The sequence below is a fragment of the Streptomyces sp. NPDC055013 genome, from assembly GCF_053608645.1.
Genome location: NZ_JBSGVW010000004.1, coordinates 251,704 through 272,244, shown reverse-complemented (window position 1 = coordinate 272,244; position 20,541 = coordinate 251,704). Strand labels below are relative to the sequence as shown.

Genomic DNA, 20,541 nt, shown 5'->3' with positions numbered 1-20,541 from the left:
GACATGACCAGCACCTTGCTCACCGAGGACCAGCAGGCCCTCGTCGAGACCACCCTCGACTTCGCCCAGGACCACCTCGCCCCGCACGCCCTCGACTGGGACCGTGACAAGCACTTCCCCGTCGACGTGCTCCGCAAGGCCGCCGGGCTCGGCCTCGGCGGCGTCTACGTCCGCGAGGAGTCGGGCGGCTCCGGCCTCACCCGCGCCGACGGCGTGCTCGTCTTCGAGACCCTGGCCGCCGGCTGCCCCTCCATCGCCGGTTACCTGTCCATCCACAACATGGTCGGCTGGATGATCGACCACTACGGCGACGCCGCGCAACGCGAGCGCTGGCTGCCCCGCTTGTGCGCCATGGAAGACCTGGGCAGCTACTGCCTCACGGAACCCGGAGCGGGCTCGGACGCCGCCGCCCTCACCACGCGTGCGGTTCGCGACGGCGATCACTGGGTGCTCACGGGGGTGAAGCAGTTCATCTCCGGCGCGGGCGTCTCCCAGCTCTACCTCGTGATGGCCCGTACCGGAGGCGAAGGCGCTGACGGCGTCTCCGCGTTCGTCGTCGACAAGGACGACGCCGGTCTCTCCTTCGGGCCGAACGAACGCAAGATGGGCTGGAACGCCCAGCCCACCCGTCAGGTGATCCTCGACGAGGTACGTCTGCCCGCCGACCGGCTGCTCGGCGCCGAGGGCCACGGCTTCCGGATCGCGATGAACGGCCTCAACGGCGGCCGGCTCGGCATCGCCGCCTGCTCCCTGGGCGGTGCCCGCAGCGCACTCGACCGCAGCCTGTCCCACCTCGCCGACCGGGAGGCGTTCGGAGCGCGCCTCCTAGACGCGCAGGCCCTGCGCTTCCGCCTCGCCGACATGGCGACCGAACTCGCCGCCGCCCGCGCCCTCGTACAACAGGCCGCCCAGGCCCTGGATCACGGGGACCCGCAGGCGCCGTACCTGTGCGCCATGGCCAAGCGCTTCGCCACCGACACCGGGTACTCCGTCGCCGACGGGGCGCTCCAACTGCACGGCGGCTACGGCTACCTGAGCGAGTACGGCGTCGAGAAGATCGTCCGCGACCTGCGGGTCCACCAGATCCTGGAAGGAACCAACGAGATCATGCGTGTCATCGTGGCCCGCGGCCTGACGGAGGCGTTCGGATGACCGGCACCGAGGACGCCGTCCTGCTCCACACGAAGGGCCGTGCCGCCCACATCACCCTCAACCGGCCGAAGGCCCTCAACGCCCTCACCCACGCCATGGTCCGACGCATCGACCAGGCGCTCACGGAATGGCAGCACGACCCGGCCGTCGAGACCGTCGTCATCGCCGGCGCGGGGGAGCGCGGACTGTGCGCGGGCGGCGACATCCGTGCCATCCACGACGACGCCCGAGACGGTGACGGCTCCGCCACGGCAGCGTTCTGGCGCGACGAGTACCACCTCAACGCCCGGATCGCCCGCTACCCCAAGCCGTACGTCGCCGTCATGGACGGCATCGTGATGGGCGGCGGCGTCGGAGTCTCCGCACACGGCGCCTTCCGGGTCGTCACCGAGCGGTCCAAGGTCGCCATGCCGGAAACCGGGATCGGCTTCGTCCCGGACGTAGGCGGCACCTACCTGCTCGCCCTCGCGCCCGGAGAACTCGGCACCCATCTCGCCCTGACGGGCGCCCGGATCGGCGCGGCGGACGCCCTGCTGTGCGGACTCGCCGACCACTATGTGCCGTCCGCCGCACTCCAGGGCTTCGTCGACGACCTCGCCGAGCAGCCCGTACCCGAAGCCCTCGCCCGTCACGTACGGCAGGCGCCCCCGGGAGACCTGGCCGGCCGGCGAGAGTGGATCGACGCCTGCTTCTCGGCCGACACCGTCGAGGACATCGTCCAGCGGCTCCTCGCCCACGGCGACCCGGCCGCCAAGGAGACCGCCGAAACCCTGCTCGCCAAGTCCCCGACCGCCCTCAAGGTCACCCTGGCCGCCCTGCGCCGTGCCCGCCGGCTCGGCCCGCTGGAGCGGGTCCTCGACCAGGAGTACCGCGTCTCGTGCGCGGCCTTGACCGCCCCGGACCTGGTGGAGGGCATCCGCGCCCAGGTCGTCGACAAGGACCGCGACCCGCGTTGGTCGCCGGCGACGATCGTGGAGGTCACCGACGCGGACGTCGAACGCTTCTTCACGTCCCTCGGCGAGCGCGAGCTCGGACTCGCCGCCGGATCCGACACCACCGAGGAGGTGGCCTGGTGAGCATGACCGTCGCGTTCATCGGACTCGGGCACATGGGCGGCCCGATGGCCGCCAACCTGACCCAGGCCGGCCACCGGGTGCTCGGCCACGACCTCGTCCCCGCGGCGATGGAGACCGCCGCCGGAGCAGGAGTGGAACCCGCCGCTTCCGCGACCGAGGCCGTCGCCGGCGCCGACGTGGTCATCAGCATGCTGCCCGCCGGCCGCCACGTCCTGGCCCTGTACGACGACATCCTGACCGGCGCCCGCCCGGGCACCCTCTTCGTCGACTGCTCCACGATCGACGTCGCCGACGCCCGCACCGCCCACGACCGCGCGGTCGCCGCCGGGATGCGCGCCCTGGACGCACCCGTTTCCGGCGGGGTGGTGGGCGCCGAGGCCGCGACCTTGACCTTCATGGCCGGTGGGGGAGAGCCGGAGTTCGCCGAGGCGCTCCCCCTGCTGGAGGCCATGGGCAAGAAGGCCGTGCACTGCGGCGGTCCGGGTGCCGGGCAGGCCGCCAAGATCTGCAACAACATGATCCTCGGCGTCTCGATGATCGCCGTCAGTGAGGCGTTCGTCCTCGGCGAGAGCCTCGGCCTGTCCCACCAGGCCCTGTACGACGTGGCTTCCACGGCGTCGGGCCAGTGCTGGGCCCTCAGCGTCAACTGCCCCGTTCCCGGGCCGGTTCCGACGAGCCCCGCCAACCGTGAGTACCGGCCGGGGTTCACCGCGTCCCTGATGGCCAAGGACCTTGGCCTGGCCGCCAACGCACTGCGCGCCGGCGGCGTCGATGCAGAACTCGGCCTGCGCGCGGCTGAGTTGTACACCGCCTACGCCGAGCGCGTCGGTGACGCGGAGGACTTCTCCGGCATCGTACGAACGATCAGGGACCGGAGCGGGGACGAGGCATGAGCAACGACATCGAGAGCACCTACGACACGATCCGCGTCGAACGCAAGGGCCGCACCGCCCTGCTCACCCTGGACCGCCCGAAGGCCCTGAACGCGCTCGACCTCCAGGTGATGGAGGAGGTCGTGGCGGCGACCGAGGCCCTCGACCGGGATCCGGGCTGTGGCTGCATCGTGATCACCGGCTCGGAGAGGGCGTTCGCGGCCGGCGCCGACATCAAGGAGATGCGGCCCAACGAGTACATGGACATGTACCTCGCCGACTGGTTCGCGGCCTGGGACCGGCTGGGGCAGCTGCGCACCCCGACGGTCGCCGCCGTCTCCGGATACGCGCTCGGCGGCGGCTGCGAGCTCGCCATGCTGTGCGACATCCTGCTGGCCGCCGACACCGCGGTCTTCGGCCAGCCCGAGATCAAACTCGGAGTGATCCCGGGGATCGGCGGTTCCCAGCGTCTGACCCGGGCGGTCGGCAAGGCCAAGGCCATGGAGCTGTGCCTGACCGGCCGCACCATGGACGCGGCCGAGGCCGAACGTGCCGGCCTCGTCTCGCGCATCGTGCCCGCGGACGAGCTGCTCGGCGAGGCGCTCGCCGTCGCCGAGACCGTCGCGGGCATGTCACTGCCGGTGGCGATGATGGCCAAGGAGGCCGTCGGCAGGGCCTTCGAGACCACGCTCGCCGAAGGCGTCCGCTTCGAACGCCGGCTGTTCCACGCGGTGTTCGCCACCGCAGACCAGAAGGAGGGCATGGGCGCCTTCGTCGACAAGCGACCGCCGGAGTTCCGTCACCGCTGATCCACCGCGTCACGGCCGTGCGGCCCACGCCTGCGTTCAGACGTGGGCCGCACGGAGCCGGACGGCCGAGGGCCCCCTACGTGGGTCAGGCCCGTGCCGCCTCGCCTGCGGTGCGCCGCTTGTGGATCAGCGAGAGCAGGCCGTCGAGGACCAGGAAGGCCAGCAGGGACCAGCCCAGTAGCGGGAACGCCCAGCCGACGGCGGCGGTCAGCGGGACCGCCACGGCCAGGGCGGGCCAGGGCAGATGCCGCCACGTTCCCCGAGCGGGCGCGCGGCCCGCCAGAGCACGGCGGTCCCCACGAGTGGGCCGGCGCTGCCACCACATGCGGTAGCCGAGCACGATGCCCACGGACAGGCCGAGGGCGATGACCGCGAGGACGATCTGGTTGGCCAGGCCGAACAGGGTGCCCATGTGGGCGCGCACCCCGAGGGTGCTGAGTTTGGCGAGGACCGGGTGGTGCGCCCACTCGACTCGCGCGGTGACGTCGCCGCTGTGCGGGTCGATGGCCGCCTGGTCCAGGTGGACGGGCCACAGACCGTCGGTCTGGGCGACCGTCCAGGTGCTCTTGTCGTCGGCGGGCGTGCTGATCTCGACGGGACCGTCGAGTCCGGCGGCACGGGCCTTCTCGAGGATCCGGTCGACGGTGAGTCCCTTGGGCAGACCACTTGCCGCGGCGCCCCCACCTGAGTGGTCGTGTCCCGAGGAGCCCTCCGTGGCGGACGCCGAGGTGTCCAACTCCGGCGGATACGCGCTCAGCGATGTCCGCAGTTCGGTGAAGCGCTCGCCCGCGTGGGCCGACCAGGTCAGGCCGGTGGCGCTGAGGACGAGCAGGCCGACCGAGATCCACACGCCGGTGATCGCGTGCAGACTGCGGCTGCGGCGCACGCCCCGTGCTCCACGTTCGGGCAGCAGGGTGTTGCGCTTCGATCCGCCCGAATAGGTGCGGCGGCGTCCGAACCACAGCAGGAGACCGCCCAGGACCAGCACCCACAGCCAGCTCGCGGCGAGTTCGGAGTACAGCCGCCCCGTCTCACCGAGGTGAAGATGGCGGTGCAGGTCGTCCAGCCAGGTGGCCAGGGGGGTCGAGCCCCACCAGGTCGTGAGGGCGCCGCGGACTTCGCCTGTGTACGGGTCGACGTAGACGGTGCGCTGCTTGTCCTGCTCGGCGAGTTCGGGAACCGACAGCACGACTTTGGTGGTGTGGTCCGCAGCGTCCGGTGGGACGACGGACATGATGCTGCCCTCGGGGTGGGCCGCACGGGCCGCCGCTATCTGTTCGGTCAGCGGCTTGGCCGTGTCACCCACCTTCTCCACCCGCAACTGCTCGCTGTAGACGAACTGGTCGAGCTGCGGCACGGCCGTGTACGCCAGCCCGGTCAGAGCCGCGACCAGCAGGAAGGGGGCGACCAGGATGCCGGCGTAGAAATGCAGCCGGGTCAGCAGAAGCAACCAGCCGGAACGGGTACGACGCTCCGCGCCGGCGCCGTTCTTCGCGGGGGCGGCCGGTCCGGCCCCGGCGGACGTCTCTCCGTCGGCCGGGGCCCGCGAGGCGTCCGCGGCATCGGGGTCGAGCGCGAGGGACGCGGTCTTGTCGGAGGGAACCGACGTCGGCGTCTCGTCCGGGGAGCCGGCGGGTGGGGTCCCGTCGGGAGAGGCGTCGGATGTGGTGCTCATGAGCGAGCTCAGCTCCTGAAGTCCTGCCGGCCCGCACACAGGGGGCCGGGGTGCTGTTCACTGCCGGAAGGGCACGCGCCGCGCAGCCGCGGTGCCGCAATCAGCGGGGCAGCGCGGAATGCCGCGTACGCGTGACTGCCGCCGCGTGCGGCCGGGTGATCCCGGGACACGGGCGGCTGAGAACACCGGCCTGACGGGTGCTGCTTGAGCACCCTCGACTTCGGCCGGATCAGCGGGTGAACAGAACGGGCGGCCCGCGCCGGGCCAGCGTGTGCTTCAGTACCCGGCCACGGCACGACGCCTCGCGCTCCGCCCGGAAACCCGGCGGGACGAGAGGGTGCGAGAGCTCCGCCCGGTACCGAGACCACCGGCCCAGCAGGACCAGGGCTTGCAGTACCGACGACACGGGTGCGCCCAGCAGGCGGCACAGCCGCCACACCAGGGCCTCCCCCTGGCGCAGCCACCAGGCGGCACCGAGTCCGGCGATCAGGTGCGCGAGCAGCATGAGGGGGCTGAGATGGGTGGCGGCCATGGCCATGCCGACCGGCTCGGACCCTGCCTCGGCGGCCCCCGTCACGACCTCGGATCCGCCATACCCCGCATGCGGCATGTGTCCCATATGCGACGCCGGTTCGCCCAGCCGTCCTTGGTGCGCGGAGGGTGTGACCCGGGCTTGACCGGAGCCGGCGAACGCGAACAGCAGGTGCAGCGCGCCCTGGGTGACGGTGACCGCGCCCGCGATCTCGCCGAGGGTGCGCTCGCGGCCGGCGAGACGTCCTGCCGTGACGGCGACAGCCGTGCCGCCGAGCATGAGCAGGGCGAGGGGCGGTTGATGCCCGCCGGCCATGCCGTGTCCGGTGGCCGCCAGCAGTACGCACACCAGGCTGAACGCCGCCACCCGCACAGCGCGGAGCAGGCCACGGTCGGCCATCGCTCCTCCTAGCGCTCGTCGGGCGGCTCATGCCTCTCGCGCACTGACTACGTGCGCGGACCTGTCACCGTTCAATCTCAGCCACGAAGCGATTTCGGCAAGGACCGGAACGGCTGACGGTCTGAGTCCCCACGGCAAGAGCTCACCCTGGGGCAGTAGGTGCGAGCGGCTAGGGCCGGCAGAGCTTACCGTGGCTGGAATCGGCGGCACCAGTGGCCCGGCAGCCGGCCGCCGGGCCGCGGATCTCCGTCACCGACCGCGGGTCTCCACCGGATACGGCACGTAGGTGCGCCGGTCGGGGTCGATGGCCAGCCGTCCGCCGGCCGGGGGGCGGGCCCGCTGGGCGCAGTCGCGGCGTTCGCAGATCCGGCAGCCCAGGCCGATGGGTGTCGCGGCTCGGGGATCGTCCAGGGCGATGCCCTCGGCGTAGACGAGCCGGTGGGCGTGGCGCAGTTCGCAGCCGAGTGCGACCGCGAACTCGGCGCGTGGGGCGTGGTGGCCGAAGCCGCCGCGGGTGACGGTCCGCGCGATCCAGAAGTACCGCTTGCCGTCCGGCATCTCGGCGACCTGCGTGAGGATCCGGCCGGGCGCCGAGAACGCCTCGTACACCGTCCACAGCGGGCAGGTGCCGCCGAGCCGGGAGAAGTGGAAGTCGGTCGCCGACTGCCGCTTGGAGATGTTGCCGGCCCGGTCGACCCGCAGGAAGGAGAAGGGCACCCCGCGGTGCCCGGTGCGCTGGAGGGTGCTCAGCCGGTGGCAGACGGTCTCGAAGCCGACGCCGAAGCGGGCCGACAGCAACTCGATGTCGTAGCGCACCTCCTCGGCCGTGGTGTGGAAGGAGGAGTACGGCATCAGCACGGCACCGGCGAAGTAGTTCGCGAGGCCGATGCGGGCCAGTGCCGTCGATTCGGGTGAGGTGAGTTCCGTGGCGCTGCAGGCGAGCTGGTCGAGCAGCGGGCCGTGTTCCAGCAGCGCCAGCTGGGTGGCCAGCTGGAAGGCGCGCTGACCGTCGCTGAGCCAGGGCGACAGGAACAGCAGCCCGGTGTCGGGGTCGTAGCGGCGGGCATCACCGGAGCGGCCCGGAGTCGTCTGCACCACCCTGACGCCGTGTCGGTCGGCCAGCCGCGCGGCGAGCGGGTCGGCGGCGCGACCTGGCCGCAGCTCCATCGCCTCCGCCGCCCGTTCGGCCTCGGCGTCGAGCGGCTCGAAGTGATTGTGGTGGGCGTAGAAGAAGTCCCGCACCTCGTCGTGCGATTCACCGGGCGGCAACAGCGGGCTGCCGTCCTGGTTCGGTGAGCCGAGGGCGGCGGCCTGCTCGGCGGTGTCCCGGTAGCGGCGGTGCAGCGCCACCAAGGCGCGGGCCAGCTCGGGATGGTCGCGGGCGGCCTCGGTTATGTCCTCGGCCGCGGGCAGCGGCACTCCGCACGCCTCGTCGGCGAGCGCCGTCCGAAGACCGGCGGCGAGCCGGTCCTCCTCGGCCTCGGAGAAGAACTCCGTGTCGACGCCGAAGACCTCCGCGATCCGCAGCAGCACCGGGGCCGTCAACGGACGCTGGCTCTGCTCGATCTGGTTGGCGTAGCTCGTGGAGATGCCGAGGGCACGCGCCATCTCGACCTGGTTCATGCCGTGCTCGCGGCGCAGGCGGCGCAGCTTGGCATGGGCGTAGATCTTGCGGTCGGCTCTGTGGCGGACCATCGCGCACCTCCTGGTCGCGTGCTGCCCGGTCTTGTCGCCTCCCGCCGAAGCAGCCGGACAGCGTTCCCATACTTGCGAACATAACATCCGCAGAATTTGCAAACTTCGCAGATTCGCAGCTCCGCGCTGTACGGATTCCGCAGATTGGACCAGTGGTCCGGGGTGCTCCCGCGGGGCAGGCTCGATCACATCAGCCTGACCGCCCGGCATCCGCGAGGAGTCCCGTGATCGAGCACCATGTCCGAGTCCACCCCAGCGCCGACCGGCTCCCACGCGAGGAGCAGCTCGCCTGGAAGCTTGCGGCCGTCGCCACCGCCACCGAAGAACCGGACCCCGACAGCTCCGCCATGGCGGTCAACCGTGTCATCGACAACGCCTCGGTCGCCGTCGCGTCCCTGCTGCGCCGCCCGGTCGCCGTCGCCCGCGCCCAGGCAACCGCCCACGGCGGCAGCGCACCCGGCGCGGCAGTCTTCGGCACCCGTACCCGGGTCTCCCCGGAGTGGGCCGCCTGGGCCAACGGCACCGCGGTGCGCGAGCTGGACTTCCACGACACCTATCTGGCCGCCGACTACTCCCACCCGGGCGACAACATCCCGCCCCTGCTCGCCGTCGCCCAGCACACCGGCCGCACCGGCGCCGACCTGCTGCGCGGGACCGTCGCCGCCTACGAGATCCATGTCGCCCTGGTCAAGGGCATCTGTCTGCACGCGCACCGCATCGACCACGTGGCCCACCTCAGCGCGGCCACCGCCTGCGGACTGGGCTCGATGCTGCGCCTGCCGACCGAGACGGTGTACCAGGCGGTGCAGCAGGCCGTGCACACCACCACCGCCACCCGCCAGTCACGCAAGGGCGAGATCTCCAGCTGGAAGGCGTACGCACCCGCGTTCGCAGGCAAGGCGGCCATCGAGGCCGTCGACCGGGCGATGCGCGGCGAGACCTCGCCGTCCCCGGTCTACGAGGGCGAGGACGGCTTCCTCGCCTGGATGCTCGACGGCCCCGACGCCGACTACACCGTCGGGCTTCCCGCGCCCGGCGAACCGCGCCGCGCCATCCTCGACACCTACACCAAGGAACACTCCGCCGAGTACCAGGCGCAGGCGATCATCGACCTGGCACGGCGGCTGCGGGACAAGGCCGGTCCACTGGAGCGGGTGCGTTCGGTGGTCCTGCACACCAGCCACCACACCCACCACGTGATCGGTTCCGGTGCGAACGATCCGCAGAAGTACGACCCCACCGCCAGCCGCGAGACCCTCGACCACTCGGTGCCGTACATCTTCGGCGTCGCCCTTGAGGACGGCATCTGGCACCACGAGCGCTCCTACGCCCCCGAGCGGGCCCGTCGCCCGGAAACCGTCGAGCTGTGGCGGAAGATCACCACGGTGGAGGACCCGGGGTGGACCCGCCGCTACCACGATCCCGACCCGCAGCGCCGGGCCTTCGGCGGCCGGGCCGTGATCACCCTGGACGACGGCTCGGTGATCGAGGACGAGCTGGCCGTTGCCGATGCCCACCCGGCCGGAGCCCGGCCCTTCGATCGCGCCGCCTACGTGGGCAAGTTCCGTACGCTCGCCGAGGGCATCGTCACCCCGGACGGCCAGGACCGTTTCCTCGCTGCCGTCGAGCGTCTGGCCGAGCTGACCGCTCCCGGTCTGGACGGACTGTTCCCGGCCGTCGACACGGACGCCGTCGCGGCGTACGACGGGAGCCTGCCGAAGGGCCTGTTCTGATGCTGCACACCCGCACCACCCCTTCCGATCGCCGCCGTGCCCTGCGCGAGCGGCTGGCCACCGGGCGCCTGCTGATGATGCCCGGCGTCCTGAATCCGCTGTCCGCCCGCCTCGTTCAGGACACCGGCTTCGAGGCCGCCTACCTCTCGGGCGCCGTCCTGGCCGCGGATCTGGGTCTGCCCGACATCGGGCTGACCACGTCGACCGAGATCGCGGCCCGAGCTCAGGCGACCACCCGGGTCACCGACCTACCTGTCCTCATCGACGCCGACACCGGTTTCGGCGAGCCCATGAACGCCGCCCGCACGGTCCAGTTGATGGAGGACGCCGGCCTGGCCGGACTGCACCTGGAGGATCAGGTCAACCCCAAGCGGTGCGGCCACCTCGACGGCAAGTCGGTGGTGCCGCGCGAAGAGATGGTCCGTCGGGTCCGGGCGGCCGTGGACGCCCGCCGTGACCCGGACTTCCTGCTCATGGCGCGCACCGACGCCCGGGCGGTCGAGGGGCTCACCGCGGCGATCGACCGGGCGAAGGCGTACGTCGACGCCGGCGCGGACGCGATCTTCCCCGAAGCCCTCGCCGACGAGGCCGAGTTCGAGGCGTTCCGCGACGCGGTCGACGTCCCCCTGCTCGCCAACATGACCGAGTTCGGCAAGAGCCGCCTGCTGGACGCGCGCACCCTTCAGAACCTGGGCTACGACATCGCCCTCTACCCGGTCACCCTGCTGCGCCTGGCCATGGGCGCCGTCGAGGACGGCCTGCGCACACTCGCCGCCGAGGGCACCCAGGAGTCGCTGCTGCCGCGCATGCAGTCCCGCTCCCGCCTCTACGAGCTCCTCGGCTACCGCGACTACACGGCCTTCGACTCGGCCGTCTTCGACTTCACCCTCCCGCCCGGCACCTGACCCGAGAAGGCAGGCACCCCATGTCCATCACCACACCCGAGATCCACCGCGGCCTCGCCGGGGTCTTCGTCGACACCACCCAGATCTCCACCGTCATCCAGGAGACCAACTCCCTGACCTACCGCGGCTACCCGGTCCAGGACCTGGCCGCCCACCGCTCCTTCGAGGAGGTCGCCCACCTGCTCTGGCACGGTGAGCTCCCCGACGCCGGCCAGCTCCGCGACTTCCAGGCCCGCGAACGAGCCCTGCGTCCCCTGGACCGCACCACCTCCGAACTGCTGGCCCGCCTGCCCGAGACCTGCCACCCCATGGACGTCCTGCGCACCGCCGTCAGCTTCTTCGGCGCCGAGGACCCCACCGAGGACGACGGCAGCCTGGCCGCCAACCGCGCCAAATCCCTGACCCTGCTGGCCAAACTGCCCACGGTGGTCGCCGCCGACCAACGCCGCCGCCGCGGCCTCGCGCCGATCCCGCCGAACCCCGAACTCGGTTACGCCGAGAACTTCTTCCACATGTGCTTCGGCAGCGTGCCCGACCCGGACGTGGTCCGCTGCTTCGAGATCTCCCTCGTGCTGTACGCCGAACACAGCTTCAACGCCTCGACGTTCACCGCCCGCGTGGTCACCTCGACCCTCTCCGACCTCTACAGCGCGGTCACGGCGGCGATCGGCGCACTCAAGGGCCCCCTGCACGGCGGCGCCAACGAGGCGGTGATGCACATGCTGAACGAGATCGACGACCCGCAGCGCTCCGAACAGTGGCTGGACGAGGCACTCGCCACCAAGCGGAAGATCATGGGCTTCGGTCACCGTGTCTACAAGCACGGCGACTCCCGGGTGCCGATCATGCAGGACGCCCTGGACCGCCTGGTCGCCCGCGCGGCCGACCCGGAGGTCACCCGCCTCGCCACCCTGCACGCGGCCCTGCGCCACGCCATGCTCACCCGCAAGGGCATCCACCCCAACCTGGACTACCCGGCCGGGCTCGCCTACCACCTGATGGGCTTCGACATCCCTGTGTTCACGCCGATCTTCGTGATGAGCCGCATCACCGGCTGGACCGCCCACATCACCGAGCAACTCGCCCACAACGCGCTGATCCGGCCCCTCGCGTCGTACGCGGGACCGGATCAACGGGTGGTACCGGCTGCCGGCCGGCACAGCGAGTCATGAGTCGGAGTTCACAACTCCCTTTGCGGCAAGGACAGTTGACGGGGCGGCGGGACGCCCTCACACGTCGGCCCCCACGGCGTTCAGGAACGTACGGAACTTGGCCGCCGTCTCCGCGGTCTCGGCCTCGGGCTCGGACGCCGCGACCACTCCCGCACCCGCGTACAGCCGCAGGCTCCGCTCCTCGGCCTCGGCGCAGCGCAGCGTGATCACCCACTCGCCGTTGCCCTCCGTGTCACCCCAGCCGACCATGCCGGTGTAGAAGCCGCGGTCGAAGGGCTCGGACTCGCGGATCACACGACGGGCCACGTCGGTCGGGGTGCCGCAGACCGCGGGGGTGGGATGCAAAGCGCAGGCCACCTCAAGGGCCGAGACGTCGGGGGAGGCGAGGGTTCCCGTGACCGTCGTCGACAGATGCCACATGGTGGCCGTGCGGATCAGCGAGGGTCGTGTCGGTACGTCGATCGTGGTGCAGTAGGGCGCGAGCGCCTGGTGCACGGCGTCGACGACGACCGCGTGCTCGTGCAGGTCCTTCGCCGACTCCAGCAGAGCGGCGGCACGCCGGACGTCCTCGGCGAGGTCGTCGCTGCGCGGGATGGAGCCGGCCAGCGGGTTGGACACCAGCCGGTCACCTCGCCGCGAGACCAGCAGCTCCGGACTCGCGCCGAGCAGAGTTCGCCCCGGGGCGGTGGGCAGCGCGAAGGTGTAGCCCGTGGGGTCCGTACGCGCCAGGCGCTGGAGCATGCCCGGTATGTTCAGCGCGCCGGTCCCGGTCACCTCCAGGGTGCGGGCCAGCACCACCTTGCTGAACTCGCCGTTCCACATGCGGTCCACCGCTGACGCGACGCTCTTGCCGTACACCTCGGGTGCCGGTTCTGGCCGCACGGTCCAGGTGTCGGGCACGGGCGGCCGGTCGGCGGGCAGGGCGACCAGCGGGTCCGCGGCGAGCGCGGGCCCGCTGCGGGTCGTCTCGGGGACGACCAGCGCCGCCGGAGCGGAGTGGTCGAAGGGAATCGCCCCGACCACCAGGGGTGCGGCATGGCTGCCGGACCGTGCCCGGCGCAGGGTGGCCGTGACCCGCTCGGCGACCGGCTCGGGGCCGTGCGGCACCTCCGCCAGGACACCGTGCGCGAGCAGGGTGCGGGTCGGGGTGGCGAGGAAGCGGTCACCCGGGCGGAATGCGTCCAGGAGGACCGTCGCGGCGCCGACCGGGAACGGCACCCGGACATTCGGCGTGAGGGATGTTTCGGGCGTTGCCGGGTGAGCGTCTGCCTGACTGACCGTCGGCACGGGAATCTCCTTGAGGGTTAGGTCTGTGTGGTGGGTCGTCGGACGGGGAGGAGGAGTTCGCGGACGTCACCCGACGGGCGGGACGGCCCGCAGCGCCGCGTCCAGCAGCGGGCCGATCTCGTCCAGCGCACGCGGTGACATCAACTCGTCGTGGGAACAGTCCAGTACGTGCTCGGTGAGGGCGCCGGTGACGTACGCCGGCCACACCTCGCCCGGGGCGTCCTCGGCGGCCGTGGTCCGCGAGGCGGTGAAGAACAGCACGTCGCCGCGGTAGTCGCGGGTCCGGCTCCGCGACAGCAGCCGTACGCAGTGCATGTTGGTGTCGACGATGGCGTGCAGCAGCGACTCGTCGAACCCGGCGAGCAGCCCCTGGCTGTCACGGATCGCGGCCACCGCCTCCGCCCGGCTCACCGCCCGGCCGGTGTCGCCGTCCAGACCGGCCACCGACAGCAGGAAGCCGCTCTCCTCACGCTCCAGCCGCTCCCGCCAGTCGGGGGAGTCGACGTACGACCAGTCGTCCCGCTCCGGCGGATAGGCGTCCAGCAGCGCCAGGAACGCCACCTCCTCGCCGCGCTCCTGGAGCATCGCGGCGAGCGTCTGCGCCACCGTGCCGCCGAAGGAGTAGCCGGCGAAGTGGTACGGCCCCTCGGGCTGCACGGCCCGGATCTCCGCCAGGTACCGCTCGCACAGTCCCGCCACGTCGGCCACCTCGGGCAGCGCCCCGGACAGGCCCGGCGACTGCACTCCGTACACCGGCCGGTCCGGATCGAGGTGGCGCAGCAGGCCGGTGTACTGCCAACTGAACCCGGACGCCGGATGGAAGCAGAACAGCGGCGCCCGGTCACCCTTCTCACGCAGCGGCAGCAGCACCCGCAGCGCGTCACGGCGGGCGTCGGTGCCGATCCGCGCGGCCACCCCGGCGACCGTCGGCGCCGTCATCACCGTTCCGACCTGCACCGGCACGCCCAGCTCGGTCCGGATCCGGCCCACCAGCCGCATCGCCAGCAGCGAATGGCCGCCCAGGTCGAAGAAGTTGTCCTCGACGCCGACCCGCTCCAGGCCCAGCACCTCCGCGAACAGCCGGCACAGCAGCTCCTCGCGGGTGTCCTTCGGCGGACGCCCCGTGGCCGTCTCCCCGAACGCGGGCGCCGGCAAAGCGACCCGGTCCACCTTGCCGTTCACCGTCAGCGGCAGCGCGTCCAGCGACACGAACACCGACGGCACCATGAACTCCGGCAGCACGGCCGACAGCCGGGACCGCAGCGCCTCGACGTCCTGCGCACCCTCGGGCCCGAAGGAGGCGGCGACCGTGTACGCCACCAGTCGCTTCACACCGTTCGGCCCCGTGTGCACCGTGACCGCCGCGGCGGCCACACCCGGGACGTCGGTCAGCGCCGACTCGATCTCGCCCAGCTCGATCCGGAAGCCGCGGATCTTCACCTGGTGGTCGGTGCGGCCCAGATAGTCGATCTGGCCGTCGGCCCGCCACCGCACCAGGTCGCCGGTGCGGTACATCAGCGTCCCGGGCGTTCCGTACGGGTCGGCCACGAACCGCTCGGCCGTGAGCGCCGGGCGCCCGAAGTAGCCGCGCGCCAGCCCCGCGCCCGCGAGATACAGCTCGCCCGGCACCCCGCCGGGCACCGGCCGCAGCGCGCTGTCCAGCACATAGGCGCGGGTGTTGTGGATCGGGCGGCCCACGCACGAGGTGACGCTGTCCTCGGCGTCCGCGCCGAGGGCGTTGATGGTGTACTCCGTCGGCCCGTACAGGTTGTAACCCATCGTGCCGTCGGTGTCCTTGAGCAGCGACCACAGCGAGTCGGGCACCGCCTCACCGCCGAGCAGCACCAGCGTCGGCCGGTGCCGGCCGGCGTCCAGCAGGCCCGCGTCGATCAGCTGCTGGCCGTACGACGGCGTGACGTTGACGACGTCGATGCCGACCCGGTCGTAGTGCGCGGTGAGCGCCGCCGGGTCCAGGCGCAGTTCCTCTCCGATGACGTGCACCTCGTGCCCGTCGACCAGCCAGAAGAACTCCTCCCAGGACATGTCGAACGCGAACGACACCGTGTGCGCCACCCGCATCCGGCGTCCGCCCGCCAGCTTCACCGCCGGCTCGAAGATCCGCTCGCGGTGGTTGAAGAGCATGTTCACCAGTCCCGCGTAGGGCACCACCACGCCCTTGGGGCGGCCGGTCGAGCCGGAGGTGTAGATCAGATACGCGGGATGGCGGCCGTCGCGCGGAGCGGTCAGCTCCTCCTCGGCTACCGGCGCGCCCGAACGGCCCGCCAGCTCCGCCACGGTGTCCGGGGCGTCCAGCACCAGCGCCGGCACACCCTCGACGTCCGGCACTCGCCCGGCAACCGCCGTCGAGGTGACCAGGCACAGCGGCAGGGCGTCCTCGACCATCATCGCGAGCCGGTCCACCGGGTGGTCCAGGTCCAGCGGCAGATACGCCGCACCCGTCTTCAGTACGGCGAACAGCGCGATGACGAAGTCCGCCGAGCGCGGCAGACCCAGGGCGACCACGCGCTCGGGGCCGGCGCCCCGGGCGATCAGCGACCGCGCCAGCCGCGAGGCCCGCTCATCCAGCTCGCGGTAGCTCAGCCGCTCGTCCTCGAAGACCAGCGCCGTCGCCTCCGGGGTGGCCGCGGCCTGCCGGGCGAACAGGTCGATCAGCGCGACGTCGGGTACCGCGTGGCCCATGTCGTCGCCGAGCTCCAGCAGTTCCGCCCGCTCGCCGGCGGCCAGCGGATGCAGCCTGCCCACGGGAGCGGCGCCGCCGGCCGCGAACTGCTCGACCAGCCTGCGCAGCCGCTCAGCCAGCGCCCCGGCGGTGTGCGCCGTGTACAGGTCGGGCCGGTAGGCCAGGCTCAGTTCCAGCGACGGGCCCGGCGTGACGGCGAGGGTCAGCGGGTAGTGGGTGCCGTCCACGCTGTGCGTCCAGCCGATGCCGTAGCGGGCGACGGTCTCCTCGCGGGCGGCGTCGTCCAGCGGCGTGTTGCGGAAGACGTACAGCGTGTCGAAGAGCGTGCCCAGGCCGGTCGTCTGCTGGATGCGGCCGAGGCCGAGGTAGTGGTGGGGGAGCAGGGCGGCGTGCTCGCGCTGCATGCGCACCAGCAGCTCGCGCAGCGGCTCGTCGGGGCGAAGCGTCACCCGGAACGGCAGCGTGTTCATGAACATGCCGATCATGTGGTCGACGCCGGGCACGTCCGCCGGGCGGCCCGAGACCGTGGCGCCGAACACCACGTCGTCGCGGCCGGTCAGCGCCGACAGCGACAGCGCCCAGGCCGCCGACAGCACGGTGTTCAGGGTCACCCCGCAGCCGCGCGCGAACTGCCGGAGCGCGTCGCTGAGTTCCTCGCCCAGCGGGAGGTCCACGACCTCGGCGGTGACCGGCTGCCGCGCCGGGTCCGCCGGGGCGACCAGGGTGGCCTGGTCCAGCCCGGACAGGTGTGTACGCCAGGCCTCCAGCGCGGCCTCGGAGTCGGTGTCCGCCAGGCGGCGCAGATAGTCGCGGTACGGGGTCACCGGAGGCAGCGAGTCGAGGTCGCCGTCGCGCCCGTACAGGGCGAACAGCTCCTCGAAGAACAGCGACTCCGACCAGCCGTCGGTGAGGATGTGATGCTGCGTCACACACAGCATCCAGCGGTCCTCGGCGAACTTCAGCAGCGTCACCCGCATCAGCGGCGGCGCCGACAGATCGAACCGGGCAGCCGCGTCGGACAGCGAGAACTCGCGCTGCGCGGAACGCTGTTCCCCCTCCGTCAGCTGGGTCAGGTCCCGGACCGTGAAGGGCAGCTTCCACTCCTGCGGCACGACCTGCACCGGCTGCGGCAGGCCTTCGTGCCAGAACCCGGAGCGCAGGTTCGGGTGGCGGCGCAGCATCGCGTCGAACGCCGACCGCAGCGCCCGAGCGTCGACGGCGTGCCGCAGCTCGACGAAGTTCTGCATCAGGTAGACGTCCAGCGCCCGGTCGTCGTACACCGCGTGGAAGTACAGGCCCTCCTGGAGCGGGGCGAGCGGCAGCACCTCGGTGACGCCACGGGTCGCGCCCTCGACGGTGGCACGTCCGGCCTCGTCCAGCGCGACGAGCGGCTCACCGGACGCGGCGGCCACGGGGGTCGCGACGTCGTCGAGCGAGCGGGCGGCGGCGGCCAGACCCGCCGGGGTGCGCTGCTCGAACACATCACGCGGGGTGAGGACGAGCCCCTCCTTGCGGGCCCGGGTGACCAGCTGGATGGAGACGATGCTGTCCCCGCCCAGCGCGAAGAAGTCGTCGTCCAGCCCGGCCGAACCCAGTCCCAGCACGTCCGCGAACACGCGGCAGACGGCCTCCTCCCGGGCGTCGCGCGGCGCACGCGACGAAGCGGAACCGGACAACTGGGGGGCGGGCAGCGCGGCCCGGTCCAGCTTGCCGTTGACCGTCGTCGGCAGCTCGTCCAGGACGACCACGGCGGCGGGCACCATGTAGTCGGGCAGTACGGCGGACAGGTCATCCCGTGCGGCGACCGGATCGGCCGTACCCGTCACATAGCCCACCAGGCGCTTCACACCCGGCGTGTCCTCGCGCACCACGACCGCCGCCGCCGTGATCCCCTCCAGCGCGGCGAGCGCCGACTCCACCTCGGCCGGCTCGATCCGGAAACCGCGGATCTTCACCTGGTCGTCGGCCCGGCCCAGGTACTCCAGCTCCCCGTCCGCCCGCAGCCGTACCAGATCGCCGGTGCGGTACATGCGGCTGCCGGAGCCGCCGTGCGGATCGGCCACGAACCGCTCGGCGGTCAGCCCGTACCGGCCCAGATAGCCGCGCGCCATGCCGTGCCCCGCCAGATACAGCTCACCCGTCGTCCCCGCCGGCACCGGTCGCAGCGCCGCGTCCAGCACGTAGGCGCAGGTGTTGCCGATCGGCCGGCCGACCACCGGCGAAGCGCTCGCGGACAGGTCGGCGGCCAGTGCGTCCACGGTGTACTCCGTCGGCCCGTACAGGTTCACCGACATCACGCCGCTCGCGGCTCGCACCTCGGACCACAGCGCCTGCGGCACCGCCTCGCCGCCGAGCAGCAGCAGCGTGGGACGGTGGTGCGAGGCGTCCAACAAGTCCCAGTCCAGCAGTTGTTGGGCATAGGTGGGCGTCACGTCCATCGCGTCCACGCGTCGCTCACGCACATAGCCGACGACGAACTCCGCGTCCCGGCGCCCCACTTCGTCCAGGACGTGCAGCTCGTGCCCCGCGATCAGCCAGAACAGCTGCTCCCACGAGGTGTCGAAACTGAACGACGCGGTGTGCAGGGCGCGCAGCGTACGGCCGCCCTGCGCGGCGACCACCGGGCCGAAGATCTCGGCGAGATGGTTGGCGTAGAGGTTCGACAGGCCGCCGTGCGTGAGCACCACGCCCTTGGGACGGCCGGTCGACCCCGACGTGTAGATGACGTACGCCGGGTGCTCGGCCGACACGGACGGGGCCTCCCGCAGTGGCACCGCCTCGGCCAGCGCGGCAGCCGTCTCCGGCGTGTCGAGCACCAGCCGCTCCGGCCCGCCAGAGACCGGCAGCAGCCCCACCGCCTGCGACGTGGTGAGCACGCACACCGGACCGGCGTCCTGCAGCATGTAGCCGAGCCGGTCCGCCGGATAGTCCAGGTCCAGCGGCAGATACGCGCCGCCCGCCCTCAGCACGGCGAGGATCGCCACCACCGAGTCGGCCGACCTGGGCACCGCCAGCGCCACCACCGACTCCGGGCCCACCCCGCGCCCGACGAGCAGCCCGGCCAGCCGCGCGGCCCGCTCGTCGAGCTCCGCGAACGTCAGCGACACCTCGCCGGAGACCACCGCCACCGCGTTCGGCGTACGCGCCGCCTGCTCGGCGAACCGGTCCGCGACCGTGCCCTCCGGAACCTCCCGCGAGGCCCCCGGCCAGCTCGCCCGGATCCGTTCCAACTCCGCGTCCGGCAGCAGCTCCAGCGCGCCCACGGCGGTTCCGGGGGCGCCGGAGAGCCGCTCCAGCGCGAGGGTCAGCCGCCCGGCGACCAGCTCCGCCTGACGTGCGTCGAACAGGTCGGGCCGGTACTCCAGCCGCAGCAGCGCACGCTCCTCCAGCGCCACCGCGAGAGTGAGCGGGTAGTGCGTGGCGTCCCGGGCCTCGATGCCGGCGACCCGCAGGCCCTCGCCCGCCTGCCGCGTGGCGTGCGGGTCCACCGGATAGTTCTCGATGACCACCAGCGTGTCGAACAGCTCACGGCCGCCCGCCTGCTTCTGGATGGAGCCGAGTCCCAGGTGATGGTGGGCGAGCAGGGCGTTCTGCTCGTCACGGAACCGCCGCAGCAGCCCCTCCACGCTCTCGTCCTGCCACAGCCTCATCCGCACCGGCACGGTCGTGATGAACAGGCCGAGCATCGACTCGACCCCGGGTATCTCGTCCGGGCGTCCCGAGACCGTCAGCCCGAACACGACGTCCTGGCGCCCCGTCAACTGCCGTACGACCAAACCCCAGGCCGCCTGGATCAGCGTGCTCGGCGTGGTGCCCAGCCGCCGGGCCGCGGCCGTCAGCCGGGCCGTCGCCTCCGCCGACAACTCCAGCGCATGCACGCCCGGACGCACCACGGGACGGGCCGGGTCGGCGGGCGCCACCAGCGTCGGCTCCTCCAGCGACGCCAGAGCATCCCGCCAGGCCGTCTCGGCCGCCCGTACGTCCTGCCGCTTGAGCCACTTCAGGTAGTCCCGGTACGGACGCACCGCCGGTAGCGCGGAGGCCTCGCCGTCAGCGCCGTAAAGCGCCAGTAGATCGCCCACCAGCAGCGGCATCGACCAGCCGTCGACGAGGATGTGATGCACGGTGATCACCAGCCGGTGGTCGTCCTCGGCCACCCGCGCCAGTACCAGCCGCAGCAGCGGCGGCCGGTGCAGCTCGAACCGCCGGGCCAGCTCGGCCCGTTCCAGCTCCGCGAGCGCCTTCCCGGTCTCCACGGCGACCGGCAGATCGGCCCGGTCCACGGTGATCGTCACCTCGGCGGGCACGACCTGCACCGGCTGCGGCACTCCTTCGTGCCAGAACCCGGCCCGCAGGTTCGGATGCCGGCGCAGCAGCGCGGCCGCCGCCCGCTCCAGCCGGCCGGCATCGACCCGCCCCGCCAGGGCCACCGTCACCTGCACGGTGTAGACATCGGCGGCACCGCGGTCGGCGTCGTACACGGAATGGAACAGCATGCCCTGCTGCAGGGGGGACAGCGGCAGCATGTCCTCG

Annotated in this window: 12 protein-coding genes; 7 read left to right on the top strand and 5 right to left on the bottom strand. The window is 72.2% G+C overall.

Annotated elements, in window-relative coordinates; translation table 11 throughout:
• Window positions 1-3 precede the first annotated feature (3 nt).
• The 4 genes from ACWGDB_RS07540 to ACWGDB_RS07525 are packed head-to-tail and all read left to right on the top strand — an operon-like array spanning window position 4 to window position 3,909.
• On the top strand, window positions 4-1,152 hold the full coding sequence (locus tag ACWGDB_RS07540; RefSeq protein ID WP_453821554.1) for an acyl-CoA dehydrogenase family protein: 1,149 nt from the start codon (window positions 4-6) through the stop codon (window positions 1,150-1,152).
• Window positions 1,149-2,228 (top strand): enoyl-CoA hydratase/isomerase family protein, encoded by a 1,080-nt coding sequence (locus ACWGDB_RS07535; protein ID WP_453821553.1) that lies wholly within the window; start codon window positions 1,149-1,151, stop codon window positions 2,226-2,228. Before ACWGDB_RS07540 ends, ACWGDB_RS07535 begins: the two co-directional genes overlap by 4 nt.
• A complete protein-coding gene (mmsB, locus tag ACWGDB_RS07530; protein WP_453821552.1) occupies window positions 2,225-3,121 on the top strand; it encodes a 3-hydroxyisobutyrate dehydrogenase in 897 nt (298 codons plus the stop codon). The genes ACWGDB_RS07535 and mmsB overlap by 4 nt, the downstream gene beginning before the upstream one ends.
• Window positions 3,118-3,909 carry an enoyl-CoA hydratase gene (locus tag ACWGDB_RS07525; RefSeq protein ID WP_453821551.1) on the top strand — a complete coding sequence of 264 codons (792 nt, stop codon included), beginning with the start codon at window positions 3,118-3,120 and terminating at the stop codon, window positions 3,907-3,909. The genes mmsB and ACWGDB_RS07525 overlap by 4 nt, the downstream gene beginning before the upstream one ends.
• Window positions 3,910-3,994: 85 nt before the next feature.
• Here ACWGDB_RS07525 and ACWGDB_RS07520 read toward each other — a convergent pair whose 3' ends face one another.
• The 3 genes from ACWGDB_RS07520 to ACWGDB_RS07510 form a co-directional block, all read right to left on the bottom strand.
• The gene (locus tag ACWGDB_RS07520) at window positions 3,995-5,584 is read right to left on the bottom strand and encodes a PepSY-associated TM helix domain-containing protein (protein WP_453821550.1); all 1,590 of its coding nucleotides are present in this window, start codon (window positions 5,582-5,584) and stop codon (window positions 3,995-3,997) included.
• A gap of 229 nt (window positions 5,585-5,813) precedes the next feature.
• Window positions 5,814-6,515, bottom strand: coding sequence for a hypothetical protein (locus ACWGDB_RS07515; protein ID WP_453821549.1), 702 nt, complete (start codon window positions 6,513-6,515; stop codon window positions 5,814-5,816).
• A 249-nt stretch (window positions 6,516-6,764) separates the two neighbouring features.
• Entirely contained in the window at window positions 6,765-8,210 is a 1,446-nt protein-coding gene (locus ACWGDB_RS07510; protein ID WP_453821548.1) for a short-chain fatty acyl-CoA regulator family protein, read from the bottom strand.
• A 224-nt stretch (window positions 8,211-8,434) separates the two neighbouring features.
• Here ACWGDB_RS07510 and ACWGDB_RS07505 point away from each other — a divergent pair, with 224 nt between their 5' ends.
• From ACWGDB_RS07505 to ACWGDB_RS07495, 3 genes are read left to right on the top strand one after another with little or no spacing between them, the layout of a single operon-like run.
• Window positions 8,435-9,943, top strand: a complete 1,509-nt coding sequence (locus ACWGDB_RS07505) for an MmgE/PrpD family protein (protein ID WP_453821547.1) — start codon at window positions 8,435-8,437, stop codon at window positions 9,941-9,943.
• Complete coding sequence (gene prpB / locus ACWGDB_RS07500; protein WP_453821546.1) at window positions 9,943-10,848, top strand: methylisocitrate lyase; 906 nt, start codon at window positions 9,943-9,945, stop codon at window positions 10,846-10,848. The genes ACWGDB_RS07505 and prpB overlap by 1 nt, the downstream gene beginning before the upstream one ends.
• A 20-nt stretch (window positions 10,849-10,868) precedes the next feature.
• The gene (locus ACWGDB_RS07495) at window positions 10,869-12,020 is read left to right on the top strand and encodes a bifunctional 2-methylcitrate synthase/citrate synthase (RefSeq protein ID WP_453821545.1); all 1,152 of its coding nucleotides are present in this window, start codon (window positions 10,869-10,871) and stop codon (window positions 12,018-12,020) included.
• Between the two features lie 57 nt (window positions 12,021-12,077).
• Here the strand turns inward: ACWGDB_RS07495 and dhbC are convergent, their stop codons facing one another.
• Together dhbC and ACWGDB_RS07485 are read right to left on the bottom strand one after the other, a co-directional pair.
• Window positions 12,078-13,307 carry an isochorismate synthase DhbC gene (gene dhbC / locus ACWGDB_RS07490; RefSeq protein ID WP_453821544.1) on the bottom strand — a complete coding sequence of 410 codons (1,230 nt, stop codon included), beginning with the start codon at window positions 13,305-13,307 and terminating at the stop codon, window positions 12,078-12,080.
• Between the two features lie 66 nt (window positions 13,308-13,373).
• The gene (locus tag ACWGDB_RS07485; RefSeq protein WP_453821646.1) at window positions 13,374-20,534 is read right to left on the bottom strand and encodes an amino acid adenylation domain-containing protein; all 7,161 of its coding nucleotides are present in this window, start codon (window positions 20,532-20,534) and stop codon (window positions 13,374-13,376) included.
• Window positions 20,535-20,541 lie beyond the last annotated feature (7 nt).

Bases quoted from the DNA above. Each gene is read 5' to 3' on its own strand.
- ACWGDB_RS07540 (WP_453821554.1), top strand. From the start codon at position 4: ATGACCAGCACCTTGCTCACCGAGGACCAGCAGGCCCTCGTCGAGACC.
- ACWGDB_RS07535 (WP_453821553.1), top strand. From the start codon at position 1,149: ATGACCGGCACCGAGGACGCCGTCCTGCTCCACACGAAGGGCCGTGCC.
- ACWGDB_RS07525 (WP_453821551.1), top strand. From the start codon at position 3,118: ATGAGCAACGACATCGAGAGCACCTACGACACGATCCGCGTCGAACGC.
- ACWGDB_RS07520 (WP_453821550.1), bottom strand. From the start codon at position 5,584: ATGAGCACCACATCCGACGCCTCTCCCGACGGGACCCCACCCGCCGGC.
- ACWGDB_RS07515 (WP_453821549.1), bottom strand. From the start codon at position 6,515: ATGGCCGACCGTGGCCTGCTCCGCGCTGTGCGGGTGGCGGCGTTCAGC.
- ACWGDB_RS07510 (WP_453821548.1), bottom strand. From the start codon at position 8,210: ATGGTCCGCCACAGAGCCGACCGCAAGATCTACGCCCATGCCAAGCTG.
- prpB (WP_453821546.1), top strand. From the start codon at position 9,943: ATGCTGCACACCCGCACCACCCCTTCCGATCGCCGCCGTGCCCTGCGC.
- ACWGDB_RS07495 (WP_453821545.1), top strand. From the start codon at position 10,869: ATGTCCATCACCACACCCGAGATCCACCGCGGCCTCGCCGGGGTCTTC.
- ACWGDB_RS07485 (WP_453821646.1), bottom strand. From the start codon at position 20,534: ATGCTGCCGCTGTCCCCCCTGCAGCAGGGCATGCTGTTCCATTCCGTG.